General features: G+C 69.6%; 11 protein-coding genes. 3 read left to right on the top strand and 8 right to left on the bottom strand.

Annotated elements, in window-relative coordinates; all coding sequences use genetic code 11:
• Positions 1-299: 299 nt before the first annotated feature.
• From AB0L71_RS08330 to AB0L71_RS08300, 7 genes are all read right to left on the bottom strand, one after another.
• Positions 300-818 (bottom strand): SMI1/KNR4 family protein, encoded by a 519-nt coding sequence (locus tag AB0L71_RS08330; protein ID WP_365239559.1) that lies wholly within the window; start codon positions 816-818, stop codon positions 300-302.
• A gap of 163 nt (positions 819-981) precedes the next feature.
• Positions 982-1575, bottom strand: a complete 594-nt coding sequence (locus tag AB0L71_RS08325) for an SMI1/KNR4 family protein (RefSeq protein ID WP_365239557.1) — start codon at positions 1573-1575, stop codon at positions 982-984.
• 302 nt (positions 1576-1877) lie between these two features.
• Positions 1878-2390 carry an SMI1/KNR4 family protein gene (locus AB0L71_RS08320; RefSeq protein WP_365239555.1) on the bottom strand — a complete coding sequence of 171 codons (513 nt, stop codon included), beginning with the start codon at positions 2388-2390 and terminating at the stop codon, positions 1878-1880.
• A gap of 120 nt (positions 2391-2510) precedes the next feature.
• Entirely contained in the window at positions 2511-3833 is a 1323-nt protein-coding gene (locus AB0L71_RS08315) for an FAD-dependent oxidoreductase (RefSeq protein ID WP_365239552.1), read from the bottom strand.
• A 232-nt stretch (positions 3834-4065) separates the two neighbouring features.
• Positions 4066-4773: a maleylpyruvate isomerase family mycothiol-dependent enzyme gene (locus AB0L71_RS08310; RefSeq protein ID WP_365239549.1), complete on the bottom strand. Its 708-nt coding sequence runs from the start codon at positions 4771-4773 to the stop codon at positions 4066-4068.
• The gene (locus AB0L71_RS08305) at positions 4773-5621 is read right to left on the bottom strand and encodes a fumarylacetoacetate hydrolase family protein (protein ID WP_365239547.1); all 849 of its coding nucleotides are present in this window, start codon (positions 5619-5621) and stop codon (positions 4773-4775) included. Before AB0L71_RS08305 ends, AB0L71_RS08310 begins: the two co-directional genes overlap by 1 nt.
• Entirely contained in the window at positions 5618-6787 is a 1170-nt protein-coding gene (locus AB0L71_RS08300) for a cupin domain-containing protein (protein ID WP_365239545.1), read from the bottom strand. The genes AB0L71_RS08305 and AB0L71_RS08300 overlap by 4 nt, the downstream gene beginning before the upstream one ends.
• A 154-nt stretch (positions 6788-6941) precedes the next feature.
• On the opposite strand from AB0L71_RS08300, the gene AB0L71_RS08295 reads away from it, so the two are divergent.
• From AB0L71_RS08295 to AB0L71_RS08285, 3 genes are all read left to right on the top strand, one after another.
• Positions 6942-7718 (top strand): IclR family transcriptional regulator, encoded by a 777-nt coding sequence (locus AB0L71_RS08295; RefSeq protein ID WP_365239543.1) that lies wholly within the window; start codon positions 6942-6944, stop codon positions 7716-7718.
• A 600-nt stretch (positions 7719-8318) separates the two neighbouring features.
• Positions 8319-9950: an MFS transporter gene (locus tag AB0L71_RS08290; protein WP_365239541.1), complete on the top strand. Its 1632-nt coding sequence runs from the start codon at positions 8319-8321 to the stop codon at positions 9948-9950.
• 342 nt (positions 9951-10292) lie between these two features.
• Entirely contained in the window at positions 10293-11555 is a 1263-nt protein-coding gene (locus tag AB0L71_RS08285) for a pyroglutamyl peptidase (RefSeq protein ID WP_365239539.1), read from the top strand.
• Between the two features lie 70 nt (positions 11556-11625).
• On the opposite strand, the gene AB0L71_RS08280 is transcribed toward AB0L71_RS08285, so the two are convergent.
• On the bottom strand, positions 11626-13638 hold the full coding sequence (locus AB0L71_RS08280) for an RICIN domain-containing protein (RefSeq protein WP_365239536.1): 2013 nt from the start codon (positions 13636-13638) through the stop codon (positions 11626-11628).
• Positions 13639-14000 lie beyond the last annotated feature (362 nt).

Genomic DNA, 14000 nt, shown 5'->3' with positions numbered 1-14000 from the left:
AGCCGACCACTTGGCTTGCTGGATGAAGAAACCCATACCCTGGAGGACGCCACGAGCCTCTTGCGGCAGACGCGAGGAGCAGCATGAACAGCGCGCCGTGGGGCGGTCCTGACCGCGATCGAGAAGCAGCGGCCCGCGACGGCGATGCATCGACATGGGCGGCCGGTGGCACAGGTTCGGTTGCCGCACGGTGATCACAAAGCTTCCGACGACACGGTCCGACAAGAGTGCCGCGATTCGCAGCAATCGGGAGCTGAGCTGCCGTTGGCTGTCCGGTCGACCGCATGCCCAACGGATGGCTACTCCTCCGGGCCCCAAGCCTCACGCGCCCGTCGGCGCTCCGCCTCGCTCGCGTATGGGGGACGCTTTTGACCCCACAGCGGGGAATCGGTCATCACCTCGACTCCGGGTCGCGCCTGCAGTACTCGGCACAAGAACTCCGCGATACCGAGGTCGTGCTGCGTCCAGACATCGTCACCGTGGCTGAAGACCACGACCGGCCACTCCGCTGGTTCCCCGCGAGCGAGCCAGCAGAAGAGATCGGCGCTGCTCGCAACCCCCCACGTCACCAGTTCCTCCGACTCGATGTCGAGGCCGGCAGGGGCCGTGTCCGCCCAGGTGGCACGGGTGTCCGCCGTGATGAAACCCATGCCGCCGAGCGGGGCATCTGGTTCATCGCATGTGTCAGGCGTGAAGGCACCGGGGGCAAGCACCTCAAGGTAGTTCCCCAGAAGCACATCACCGTACCGGGCGATGATTTCCTTGTAATCGGCGGGAAATTCCAGCTGCCAGGCCTCTTCGATCGCGGACCAGTCCACGTCGAGGCCGGCTCCCGGCCTGGGCGGCAGCATTTCTGCCAGCACCCTGAGACTATCACTTGGGGTCATTACAGCGATCCATTTCCAATTTCTACGCACTCACCTGATCGGTACGGGATTACCTTGCCCGTCATTCTGGAGTTCGAGATTCTTGCCGCCCAGTTCATGGCGAACTGTACGGTCTGCTCAGATCGGTCGGACCGAACCAGAATGCCCCACGACCCCCCTCCGCGCCCGGAAGCGCGTCGAACCTCACCGGACCGGAGGAGAAGACACTACTGTTCGGACCGGTCATTTCTTCGCCACGGAGATACCGGTACAACCACTCCGAAAAGGTCATGTCATAGCGGTAGAAGTCGTCATCGCTTCCTACGTAGACGTACATCCGCGACGTCTCCCCCGCTTGAAAGAAGACGCACTCCCCCCGGTCCGATTCGACGAGCGGGACGAGGCCGTCGGGACCCCCGAATCGAGGGTCATCCGACTTGAATTCCGGAGGGGTCAGATCGACCCAGTCAAGCCCTTGGTACGCCTCAAGTGTGACGGAAGCCCATTTCTTCAGATCCCACACCGCATGGGCGGGATGAGTGAAATGAAGATGCCCATTCAGGCGCACCGGCGCGTAGGATTCTATGAACTGCCTGTAGTCGGCGGGAAAGCAGACACCCAATTCGCTTTCGACTGCATCCCAGACTCCGGGATCCGCGCTGTGACTGGGCGGTCCCAGAAGTTCGACGAGTGCCGTCCAGTGTTCCATGGATCCCCCTTGGAAAAGTTCAGTGAGTCAGCAGTGCTGCCACCGGGGGGATTCTGGCACGGCCGTCAACACGGCGGCCGCCACCATCGGGGCGGACGGCGGCCGGGGCGACCTTGACCTGGTCGAACGGCCTCGGAGGTCGAACTGCTTTGGGACCTTTCGGCAGGCATACGCAGGACCGAGCCAACGACGAATCCGGTCGCGGTCCAGCCAGCCCACCGCCTTGTCCTACACACGGCACGACATGCAGGAGGGCCCGAGGCGCACAGGGCGCCCCGGGCCCCGTGTGCCTCGGGCGCGGCTCAGTCGAGCGTCTCTCGTGGGTCACAGGAATCCACATCGATGAGGTACCCGAGGATGTCGGCGAACCCAGAGAAGAAGAGGCTGTCCCCTTCGCCCGTCCACCAGAAGCGCTCCTTTGCGAGCCCAGCGGTGTCGATCAGGAAGATCCCCTGGCTGCGGTCGAGGTTGACCGCCACCGGAAAGAGGGGTGTCCCTGGGGGGATTCCCACGTCCTCGGGAGTTCCGCTCTCCACGACCGCCCGCCGGAATTCCTCCGCGGCTTCCCCCGCTCCGCCCGGCTCCCAATCGTGGCAGCCGAGCAGGACGACGGAGAAGCCCTCCATGCCGTCCGTGAGCAGGAGGAATTCCCGGTAGCCCGCTTCGAGCGGCTGCGCAGAGCGGCGCTCCAGTGCGGCCAGCGCTTCTGCCTCGGCGGGCGGATGAATCACGGGTTGGGGGGTGATCCCCACGGGTGACTCCGAGAAGTACTCCCGTACCCGGTCGGACACCACTCGCCCGACGAGCTCTCTCATGCGCACCGGTCACTCCTCAGGGCCGCGAAATCTGGCAGCCACCGTACTGGCCCTGACCGACCCCGGCCGACCAACTCCCGCTCCACCCGCCGCCGGAGGCACCGCTCCCGGGGCGACGCCTCACGCCGACGCAGTGGCCTCCGCACCGTCCACGTCCGCACCCTCCGCGTCCGTCTCCTCGATCCGGGCCGAGGCGAGCGGGATCGGGGTGAACATCGCCGGTTCCTCGTCCGGGACCAGCGCGGTGGGGCCGTACACCCAGTCGGTGAAGTCGTAGCCGTGGATGTCCAGTCCGCGCATGATCGCGTTGCGCTGGAGGCGCTTCTCGCCGTCCAGGTGCCACAGTTCGCCCCACACGCGGCCGGTGGACTGCACCCGGCGGCAGTGTTCGACGCGGACCGCCTCGTAGGAGACCAGCGCGGCGTCCCAGTCGGGGGCCGTGGCGCCTTCGGCGAGCTGGCGGGCGACGTGCCGGGCGAGCACCCAGCCATCCTCGATCGCCATGATCGCGCCCTGGGCCATGTACTGCAGCGGCGGGTGGGCGGCGTCGCCGAGCAGGGCGATCCGGCCGTGCACCCAGGTCTCGATCGGGTCCCGGTCGAGCATCTGCCACCAGCGGTCCCGCCACATCAGCGGGATGCCCTTGCGCACGGTGTCGCAGGTGGCCTCGAAGGCCGCGTCCAGCTCGTCCGGCGTGCCCCAGTCGTCCTTCCCGGCCAGCGCCTTCGGCGACTCGAACACGGCGACCTGGTTGAACATCTCGCCGCCGCGCAGGGCGTACTGCACGAAGTGGCAGCGCGGGCCGACGTACACGGTGACGTCCTTCTCCGCGATGCCGTTGTCGCGCACCTGGTCGATCGGGACGGCCGCGCGGTAGGCGACGTAGTCGGAGCTGACCACGTCGTCGCCGACCAGCTTGCGCCGAGCCACCGAGTGCAGGCCGTCGGCGGCGATGATCAGCGGAGCCTCCTCGGTCCGGCCGTCCTCCAGGCGGATCCGGGCACCGCCTTCGGTGTGCTCGTAGTCGACGACCGTCTGGTCGGTCAGCAGCTCCACACCGGCCCGCTGACAGGCGCGCAGGAAAATGCCGTGCAGGTCGCTGCGGTGGATCACCATGTACGGGAACCCGTAGCGCTGCTCCAGGTCCCGCAGGTCGAGCCGGGTGAGCTCCCGGGCGTCGATGGCGTCGCGCATCACCATGTTCTCCGGGAGAACACCCAGTTCCTTGGCCTCGTCGAGCAGGCCGTACTCGTCCAGGATGCGGGTGCAGTTGGGCGCGATCTGGAGACCGGCGCCCACCTCACCGAATTCCGGGGCGCGTTCGAGGACGCGCACACGCAGCCCCTGCCGGGTGAGGGCGAACGCGGAGCTGAGGCCACCGATGCCTCCTCCGACGATGATCACGTCGGGCTTGTCGCCGGTGGGAGGGGTCGCAGGAGTCATCGTCTCTTCCTCGGATCGCAGGAGTCGTCGAGTGGCAGGAAGTGCCGGTTCGGCGTCGGCCATGGGTAGGCCGGGGTCGCCGATCGGCACATGCGCCGGTCGGCCGGGTGTGGGGTGGCTGGGTGTGGGGTGGCTGGGTGGCTGGAGTCGTCGGCGGGCGGGGTGGTCACGGGCCGCCGTCGGGGCCGGTCGGTCAGGGGCCGCTGGGCGCGGCCCCTGACCGAAGCGGAGGTCAGAGCCAGGCAGCGAGGGCCGGCGCGGGAGCGCCGCCGGGGGCCGTCAGGGCGTGTGCGCGCCCGGTGAGGTAGGCCGTGATCTCGTGGAGCGGGCCGGTCAGCGGGGCCGGCAGGCCCTCTCCGGACAGCTCCCAGCGGGCGCCGGTGTCGGTCGCCTCCAGGAGCAGCGCGGGGCCGGGGCCCTGGGCGCGCTTGCCGATCACGTCGTCGCAGAGTGCGGCGAGGAAGTCGGCCGGCAGGTCGGCGAAGGTCAGGCCGGTGCCCAGGTCGATCGCGTGGACGCACACCTCGCGGGAGCGCATCCAGGGCAGTTCGGTCGCGGGCACGGTGCGGCCCTGGGCGGTCACGACCGGGGACTGCCACTGTTCGTCGCTGAGCGCGGCCGTGGACGCGGCCAGTTCCTCCGCGGAACGGTGCAGCCAGCCGGTCAGTTCGGCAGCCGTCATCCCGGCGCCCCGTTCGATGCCGGCGGCGCGCTCCTCGGGGGAGGAGTACATCGGCGTGTGCTCGCCGGTGGCGGCCCAGTGGACGAGGTTGCCCAGGGCGTCCGCGTTGGCGGCGACGTGGGCGACCAGGTGCTTGCGGGTCCAGCCGGGCAGGGCGCTCGGCGCGTCCAGTGCGGCGTCGTCCAGGTCCGCTGCCTGGACGAACAGGACCGTGCCGAGCTGTGCCCAGCGGCGGGCGTCCTCGAAGGTCCGGGACATCAGGCGGACTTCTCCTGGACGACGCGGTTCTCCAGGCGGCCGATGCCGTCGATCTCGGCGACGACGGTCTCGCCGCCCAGCAGGTAGCGCTCGGGCTTGCGGGCGTGTCCGACGCCGCCGGGGGTGCCGGTGGCGATGATGTCGCCGGGGTTCAGGCGCACGATCGTCGAGATGTACTCCACCAGGTGGACCGGGTCGAAGAGCAGGTCGGCGGTGGAGTCGGACTGCATGACCTCACCGTCGACGGTCAGCCGGACGTCGAGGGCGGGGCGTACGCCGCCGGGCAGCTCGTCGGGGGTGACCAGGTAGGGGCCGACCGGGGTGCTGGAGTCCCACATCTTGCCCTGGAGCCACTCGCGGGTGCGGAACTGCCAGTCCCGGCAGGTGATGTCGTTGAGCACGGTGAAGCCGGCGATCGCCTGCTCGGCCTCGGCGCCCTTGGCCCGGCGCACCTGCTTGCCGACGACCACGGCGAGCTCGACCTCCCAGTCGAACTTGTCGGTCTCGTCGGGCCGGAGGATGTCGTCGTCGGCGCCGATCAGCGCGTCGGCGAACTTCGCGAACAGGGTGGGGTGTTCGGGCAGGTCCCGACCCATCTCCTGGATGTGGTTGCGGTAGTTGAGTCCGACGCAGACGACCTTCGAGGGCTGCGGGACCACGGGGGCGAAGTCGGCGCCGTCCACGGCGTACGTCTGGGCGTTCTCGGCGGTGGCGGCGGCTGCGCGCTCCGCCCAGTCGTCCTGGCCCAGCAGGGTGCCGACGTCCGGGACCCCGAGGTCGACCAGGACATCGCCGTCGAGCCGGACGGCCCTGGTGGTGCCGCCGGTGCGGAGGGTGGCGAGCTTCATCGGGTGGTTCCTTCCACGTGGGTGCGGTCGAGCCGGAGGGCCTCGAAGATCGGGGAGTCGCTGAAGCGGAACAGGTCCAGAGCGCCGGAGTCGGAGTCGCTGGTACCCGCTTCGGAGCGTACGGAGAACGGCTGCCAGGACGGGACGACGAAGAGGTCGCCGCGCGTCACGGACCAGGACTTCTCCCCCACCGTGACCGTGCCGGAGCCGTCGAAGACCTGATAGACCGACGAGCCGGTCTCGCGGACCGGTGCGGTCTCGGCGCCGCGCGCCACGCGGTGCATCTCGGCGCGGATGGTGGGCAGTACGTCGGCACCGGTCGCCGGGTCGGTGAACCGGACGGCGGCGTGGCCGGGCTCGACGGTGCCGGGGAAGCCTTCCGCCTCCAGGGCGAGCTGGTCGGCGAGGGCACGGTCGGTGTGCTCCCAGCGGTACGCCAGCAGGGGCGAACCGGGGGCGGTCGCGCCGGCCGAAACGGGGCGCAGACCGGGGTGGCCCCAGAGGCGCTCGGAGCGCGAACGGTCCGGGGTGATGCGCTCCGCGTCACTGATCTCGTCGCGGCCGAACTCGAAGAACTGGGTTTCGGTGGCGTACTGGAACGGAATGTCGAGTCCGTCGATCCAGGCCATCGGTTCGGCGGTGGCGTTGTGGTGGGCGTGCATGTTCCAGCCGGCCTGCGGCAGGAAGTCGCCGCGCCGCATGGCCACCGGGTCGCGGCCTACGACGGTCCACACGCCCTCGCCCTCGACGACGAACCGGAACGCGTGCTGGGTGTGGCGGTGCTCCGGGGCGTCCTCCCCGGGCATGAGGTACTGGATGGCGGCCCACAGGGTGGGCGTGGCGAACGGGCGGCCGCCCAGCGCCGGGTTGGCCAGCGCGATGGCGCGGCGCTCACCGCCGCGGCCGACCGGGACGATCTCGCCGGCCTGTGCGGCGAGGGCCCGCAGCTGTTCCCAGCGCCATACGTGCGGGACCGCACGGGAGCGCGGGTGGGCGGGCATCAGGTCGCCGATCTCGGTCCACAGCGGGACGAGAAGTTCCTGTTCGAAGCCCCGGTAGAGCTCCTCGAGCGCCGGGGTGACCTCGGGCTGGCCCGCTGCGGAAACGGCCTGCAGCCGGACGGGAGAGCCCGTAGCGATGTCGTGAGCGAGAGAAGACTGAGTCACGAGCACAGCGTGCGCCCTGACTGGAACGCAGGACATGTAGATTCTGGAGAGCAGAACAGTCGGGCCGGATCGGGGTCCGTACGGAAACGCTTGGGCAGGGCGGGACCGGGTTCCCGTCCGGACACCGGGCCGGAAGCACACATCGGGAGGCATCGTGGACAAGCCGCTGAAGACGCCGCCCCCGTACCCCATCGCGAGCGTCGACCATGCCCTCCGGGCGGCGACCATGCTGCAGCTGGAGGGCGGGGCGACCGTCTCGCAGGTCGCCGAGCGGCTGGGGGTGGCCCGGTCCACGGCCCACCGGCTGCTGGCGATGCTCGTCTACCGGGACTTCGCCGTGCAGGACGAGAACCGCGTCTACCGGGCCGGCCCCGTCCTCGAACTGGCCGCGCACTCACAGTCGCGGGTGTCCCGGCTGCGGGCCGCCTCCCTCCCCCACCTGCGCCGGCTGGTCAGCCTCCTGGACGAGACCGCGAACCTCACCATCCGTACCGGGGACACGGCCCGGTTCATCGCCAGTGTCGAGTGCGGACAGGCGCTGCGGGTCAGCTCCCGGGAGGGGATGGTGTTCCCGGTCCACCGCACGACCGCCGGTCTGCTGCTCCTCTCCGGGCTGGACGATGCCGAGTTGGCGGAGATCTACTCGGCCGCGCGTTATCGCGACCGCCCCGCGGACCGCCCCGACCTCGGACAGCTGCGCGGTGAGCTGGACCGCATCGCCCGCAACGGCTTCGCCGTGAACCAGGAGCGTTCCGAGCGCGGACTCGTCGCCGTGGGCGTGCCGGTGCGCGACCGGGACGGGACGGCGCAGGCGGGCCTGTCGGTGTCCATGCCCAGCGTGCGCTACGACCCGCATGACCTCCCGTCCCTGGTCGCGACCCTGAACGCCGCGGCCCGTGCGGTGGAGGCGGACCTGGCCGCGGCGTACTGATCCGGCCAGTACGACGGGGCAGCGGCCGGGCGCGTTCGCTCCGGCCAGGCTCCGGGATGTCTCCGGTGTCCCCGCCGAAGTGTCCCCGCAGGCTGTCCGCCGTGTCGCCGATCGACCCTGCGGGCCGCCCGGCACACCCCGTGAGCTCTGCCCGACGGTCCGGTCCGGCCGAGGGCCGGGCAGCCTTCCGTACCGCTCCCTGCCCTTCGCTGCCGCCCGCAGGAACGGCAGCGCGGCGTTCCGTCGCCGGAGCCGCCGCAACTTACGTTGAGACCATTTCTCGTTTCCTGTGAACATTTCATTGACGCGACGTAAAGCGAGGTGACATTCTCCACGTCACCGCACCGCACTCCAGCCGTGTCATCCCCCCTCCACCTCGAGTACGGCGGCGGCTCGCCATACCCGTGTCCCCACAGGACAGACAGGACAGACAGGACAGATCCGCAGCACTCCACGGGAACCCCGTCGGCGTGCACGGGTCCGAGGTCCGGTGTGACTGCCCGGCGACGCACCACCCACCCCCTCCTCACTCCGGCACCCAGCCGGAGCCCGTCCCGCCCGACGGCGGGGCACTTCACCTTCCCAGCCAGGGAGAAAGCAATGACGCTCAACAACGGGACGACGTCGTCCCACGGCCCATCCGCGGGGGCGGCCCGGAAGCCGGGCTACGCGGGGACGCTGGCTGCTACCTGCTGTGCAGTGTTCGTGGCGCAGGTCGCCAACGCACTGCCGGCATCCCTCAACGGGCTCTTCCAGCAGGACCTGAACACCCACGGCTCACAGCTGACCTGGATCACCGCGGCGTTCATGATCGCGGTGGTCTGCTTCGAGTTCACCTTCGGTGTGCTCGGCGACCTGTTCGGCCGCAAGAAGCTGATCACCGCGGGGGCCGCGCTCGTCGCCATCGGCAGCTCCGTCGCCGCGATCGCGCCCAACGTGCAGGTCCTCTGGGTCGGAGCCGCCCTGAACGGTCTCGGCGCCGGAGCCATGTTCCCCGGCTCGCTCACCATGATCGCGTCGGTCACCCGCAACGCCCGGGAACGGGCCCACGCCGTCGCCCTGTGGAGCGGGTTCCTCTCCGCCGGTGCGGCCCTCTCGCCCCTCCTCGGCGGGATGTTCGCCGAAGTCGGCTCCTGGCGCGGCTCCTTCTGGGTGCTGGTGGGGCTCGCCGTGGTGAGCATCGTGCTCACCCTCGTGCTGGCCCCGGAGTCCAAGGCTCCCGAGGGCCGCACCCTCGATATACCGGGTCAGATCACCTTCGCCATCGGTCTCATCCTGGTGCTGTACGGCGCCGTCGAGGGGCCGGAGTCGGGCTGGACCACCCTTCCCGTCATCCTGGCCTTCGGCATCGGCGCCTGCTTCCTCGCCGGTTTCGTCCTGGTCGAGCTGGGCGCCAAGTCCCCGATCTTCGACCTGAGCCTGTTCAGGAACCGGGCCTTCACGGTGGCGTCCATCGTCGCGGTCATCGGCATGCTCGCCTTCCTCGGCGCCTGCTTCGCGACGAGCATGTGGCTCGGACCGGTCCAGCACCAGGACCCGCTGCGCGTCGCCATCCCGTTCCTGCTGCTCCAGGGGCCCGCGTTCGTCCTCATCCCGGTCGTCTCCCGGCTGTTGCACCGGGTCGCCCCGACCTGGATGCTGACCTCGGGCTTCGTCCTGATGGCCGTCGGCTGCCTGCTGTGCACCCGGCTCGATGTCACCAACCTCGACCTGACCGCGTTCATCGTGCCGGATCTGCTGATCGGTATCGGGTTCGCCCTGTGCGTGAGCTCGGTGACGGCCGTGGCGCTGGACAGCGTGCCGCCGCAGCTGGCGGGCATGGCGAGCGCCACCACCAACATGCTCCGCGACCTCGGCTTCGCACTCGGCCCGGTCGTCGTCGGCGCGGTCGCGCTCAGCCGTGCGGGGACGGCGTTCACGTCCAACCTGCACGGTGCGGACCTGCCGGCGGACCAGTTGGGAGCCGCGCGCGGGATCGCCGCGGAGGGCGGACCGATCGCCGTGAACAGCCTGCCGTCCAATGTCCCCGGGTCGGCCGCGCACGGCCTCGCGCTCGACGCGTTGGGCAGCGGCTTCGGCACCGCCTTCCTCGTCTGTGGCATCGCCGCCGCCGTGGCCGCGGTCCTGACCGCCGTCGGCATGATCGGCGTACGCCACCGCTCCTCCGACGAGTCCGCGGCGGACTCCTCCCCCGCCGAGCGGGACGGAACGCCCGAACCGGCCGCGATCTAGGCCGTAGCGGACAAGGTGTGCCTTGTTGTGACATGACGCGTCGCCCGGTTGCTGTGCCGGGCGGCGCGTTCCGTCATCCCGGGTGGGTGGCGGAACGCGTACAGGTACGCGACTCCTGCCTCCAGGATTGGAGGGAACCAGCTGGTCACACGGGCCTCCGAGTCTCTCGGGCATCACAGGCCTGCTGTGCCACAACCATTGCCCATGCCCCAACCGCCAGGGGATACTGCCGCCGTCCGGCAGCGCTCCCCGAGCTCCCGACCGCGCAGGAGCGGGAGCGCTCCCTCATACCGGCAATGGAAGGTACGGAATCTCTTGTTCCACAGACACGTTCGGATCGGCATGCTCGGACTCGCCCTCGTGGCGGGACTCGCGACGGCGCCCACGGCCACCGCGGCCACCGTATCCGGCACCGCCCCCACCGCCACCACGGCCGCCACCACCCTCACCGTGGAGGAGCAGCGGCTCGACCGCGCGGCACCCCAGGAGATCCTGCGCCGTTCCGGATTCGACTCCGTGGCCCCGCAGTTCGCGCGGGCCCTCGCCAAGGCGAACTCCTACGCACAGGCGGAGCGCCTCGTCGAGCAGCAGGGGGACCGGCTGTGGCAGCGGGCCGTCGACCGGGCCCAGGGCCGGGGGCCCGCGGGCGGGGACCTCACCCGTGACGACGACCGTCCGCTGTACTGGGCGCGTCTGGGCATGACCCGCGAAATCCGGACATGGGACCCGAAGTTCGACCTTTCGAACAGCCGGCGGGCCAAGCTGCTGGACGCCCTGGAGCGCACCTCTCGCGGCCAGGACACGATCCGCTACTCGCACAACCGGGACATGCGGCGCATCCTGGTCACCGGCTTCGACCCGTTCACCCTGGACATCGACTCCCGGATCTCCAACCCCTCGGGCGCCACCGCACTCGCCCTCGACGGCACCATCATCCAGACCGCGGACGGTCCCGCCCGCGTCGAGACCGTCGTCTTCCCGGTCCGCTGGCAGGACTTCACCGACGGGACGGTCGAGCGGACACTGCGTCCGTACCTGCCGCAGGTCGACCTGTTCACCACGGTCAGCCAGGGGCGCGTCGGTCTGTTCGACATCGAGCGGACCAACGGGGCCTGGCGGGGCAACTACCCGGACAATGCGAACGTCTCCCTGACCGAGACGATCCCGGTCTCCGACCCGGCCTCGCAGCCGCAGTGGACGTCGACGACCCTGCCGTACGCGGCGATCGTCGCAGCGAACACCGGCCGCTTCCCCGTCTCCGACCACACCACGGTGACCGAGATCCCGGCGGGCGAGACCACGTCGGTCACCCGCCCCGACGGCCCCACCGAGGGGTCGACGGCCCGTGGCGGTGGCGGCGGCAACTACCTGTCGAACGAGATCGCGTACCGCGCGACCCTGCTGCGCGACCGCCTCGGCCTGCACTCCTCGCTGCCCGGCGGCCACGTGCACACGCCCGTCCTCCAGTTCGGCACGGGTAACACGGACCCGGCGACCGGTACGATCACCGACCCCGAGTTCGTGCGCAACCGGCTGGACATCATCGCTCAGGTGCGGGAGATCCTGAAGGTCGCCGCGGACAACACGACCGACGTCCGCAAGTAACACGGAGGGGCCCGGTGGCCACCAGCTGTGCTGGTGGCCACCGGGCCCGGCTCGTTTCCTTGCGGACCGGTCAGGACAGCTTGGTGAAGGCCCAGGTCTGCACCGCGGTGGAGCTCGCCGCCTGCTGGGTGAGCAGCGCCCCGTTGGTGGTGGAGGCCGCGGTGAGGAGCAGTCCGCTGCGCTTGCTCGTCAGCGTGTAGCCGCCGGTCGTGGGAGTCGCGATCCACCGCTGGTTCGCGGCGCCGCTGCACGCCCATTGGATGATGGCGGCCCCTGCCTGTGTGGAGTTGGCGTTGACGTCGGCGCACAGGCCGGTCTCCACGTTCTTCAGGGTGTACGTACCGTCGCCGTTGGCCGTGACGTTCCACTTCTGGTTGTCACCGCCGTTCCAGAGCCAGCCGACCAGCTGTGTGCCCTCGGCCGTGGAGTGTGCGGGTACGTCGATCGCCTGGGTACCGGCGGAGATCCGGTTGATCCCGGCCTCGGGCCCGGTCGGCTCGATGCAGGCCGTGGACGACTGGTGGGCGCCGCGGTCGGGCACGCAGCCCGCCGTGACCGGGTTGCCGAAGTAGTCACGTCCGCCCGCGTCCGACACGACCGCGCCGTTGGCGAGGGCGGACGAGCCCGCCTGCAGCAGGTAGCCGTCGGTGTCCGTGCGCGAGGTCGCCGTGCCCGGGGCGGTCAGCTTCGGATCGCTCGTCACCTTGTGGACGTCGTCCGGTTCACCGGTCGGGTGGGTGCCGTAGAAGACGTTCGAGTCGAAGCCGAGGCCCGCCGCGTTGATGTAGCTCGCGTCGGCTGTGGCCACATGGAAGATGTTGTTGGTGAACGTGGCGTTCGCCGCGGCCGAGCCGTTCGCGTTGTTGATGATCTCCACCGGATCGGCGAGGTAGAAGGTGTTGTTGTAGATCTGCGTGTTGGTCGTCTTGGCGCAGACCATGTCGAAGAGCTGTCCGCCGTCGTTCTGGCTGATGTTGTAACGGACGATGTTTCCGTCGGTCGTCGACCCGGAGCCGTTGCACAGGAGGATGAAGCCACCCTCGTTGTCGTGGCTGTAGTTGTACTGGTAGATGGTGCCGATGTTGGCCTCGTCGAGGTCGAGCCCCTGTCCGTCGCAGGTGCTCTGGCCGCCGCTCACCTCGTTGAACTGGTACAGCGCGTCCTGGGTGTTCCAGCCCCAGATGCCGGCCGCGCAGTGCTGGGGTTCACGTTCCCGGAAGCCGTCGACCGTGTTGTACTCGATGAGCGCACCCTCGGTGTGGTGCGGGACGATCGCGTCGCCACCGATGTCGGAGACGGTGTTCCCGCGGATGACGACCCCGGTCTGTGGCGTCCATGTCCCGCAGGTGGTACCGCAGTTCGCGTTGTTGAGCGCGGAGCGCTGCATCCACCGGGTCCAGAAGTGAATGCCGTAGCGGTCGACGGTACGCACCGTGTTGTCGGTGATGGCCACGTCGTCGAACTTGGTGGGAGTGGTGTTCCCCAGGACCTCGAAGAAGATTCCGGCGCTGGCGTCGTCGTCCTTCTTGGTCTGGTTGCCATTGACGTCGTGGATGTCGAGATCCGAGATCCGGTAGTAGGTGCCGGTCCCCGAGTCGGTCCTGGTGACGTGGACGCCGCGCCGAGTCGCCGCGGTCTCACCGGTGTTGGAGATGTCCAGGTTGCGGATCTCCCAGTACTGCTGGTCCGCCAGCAGGACGACATCGGTGACCTGCCCCGCGCCGACCAGCTTGGGCTTGGCGCCCGTTCCGTACGCGTCGACCACGATCGGGGCGCCGGCCGCACCCGAACCCTTCGGGTAGAGCTGCTGGCCGGTACAGGTGGACCCGCGCTTGAGCAGGATCGTGTCACCCGCCTGGAACGTGTGGGCGTTCACCGGTGCCAGCGAGTTCCAGGGGGTGCTCGCGCTTCCGTCACCCGTGCCGGTGGCGTCGCAGTCGACGTAGAAAGCCTGTGCCGCCGCTTCGGCAGCCGCCGGCGACTGCGGCACGGTGGCCCCCTGCGCCGCCGCGGGTGCCGCGGCCAGGAGAGCCGCCAAAGGTATGGACAGGGCCGGGAGGAGCAGAGTTCGTCTTCCGGTCATGGAATGACTCCGTTGATTGTCGGACGAGACCCGCGGCGCCGCCCCGGCCACCTGCGCGGTCCAGCCCTCCCGGCCATCCGGCCGGTGGAAGTACCGCCACGACCCGCACCGATGCATCGGGCGGACACGACAAGGTGCACGGAACAGCGGGTGCAGGTCTTCCTGGATCAGTGACAACAGACGTCTGATGACTGGTCACCCTAGGGAGCCGCGCCATCAGTGGTCAAGACCTGTTCACGGCGATTCGCGTACTCCGGAGAGCCGTACGGACCGGATTCGCACCGGAATTGCCGATCGGACCAGCGGACGTCACGCATGGCTCCGCACGGCAGAGCCATGTGATCACAGCGATGCACGGACGT

The sequence above is a fragment of the Streptomyces sp. NPDC052052 genome (genome assembly GCF_040680455.1).
GTDB lineage: Bacteria > Actinomycetota > Actinomycetes > Streptomycetales > Streptomycetaceae > Streptomyces.
The sequence above is the reverse complement of the archived record's forward strand: the minus strand, read 5'-3'. Positions and strand labels throughout refer to the sequence as shown.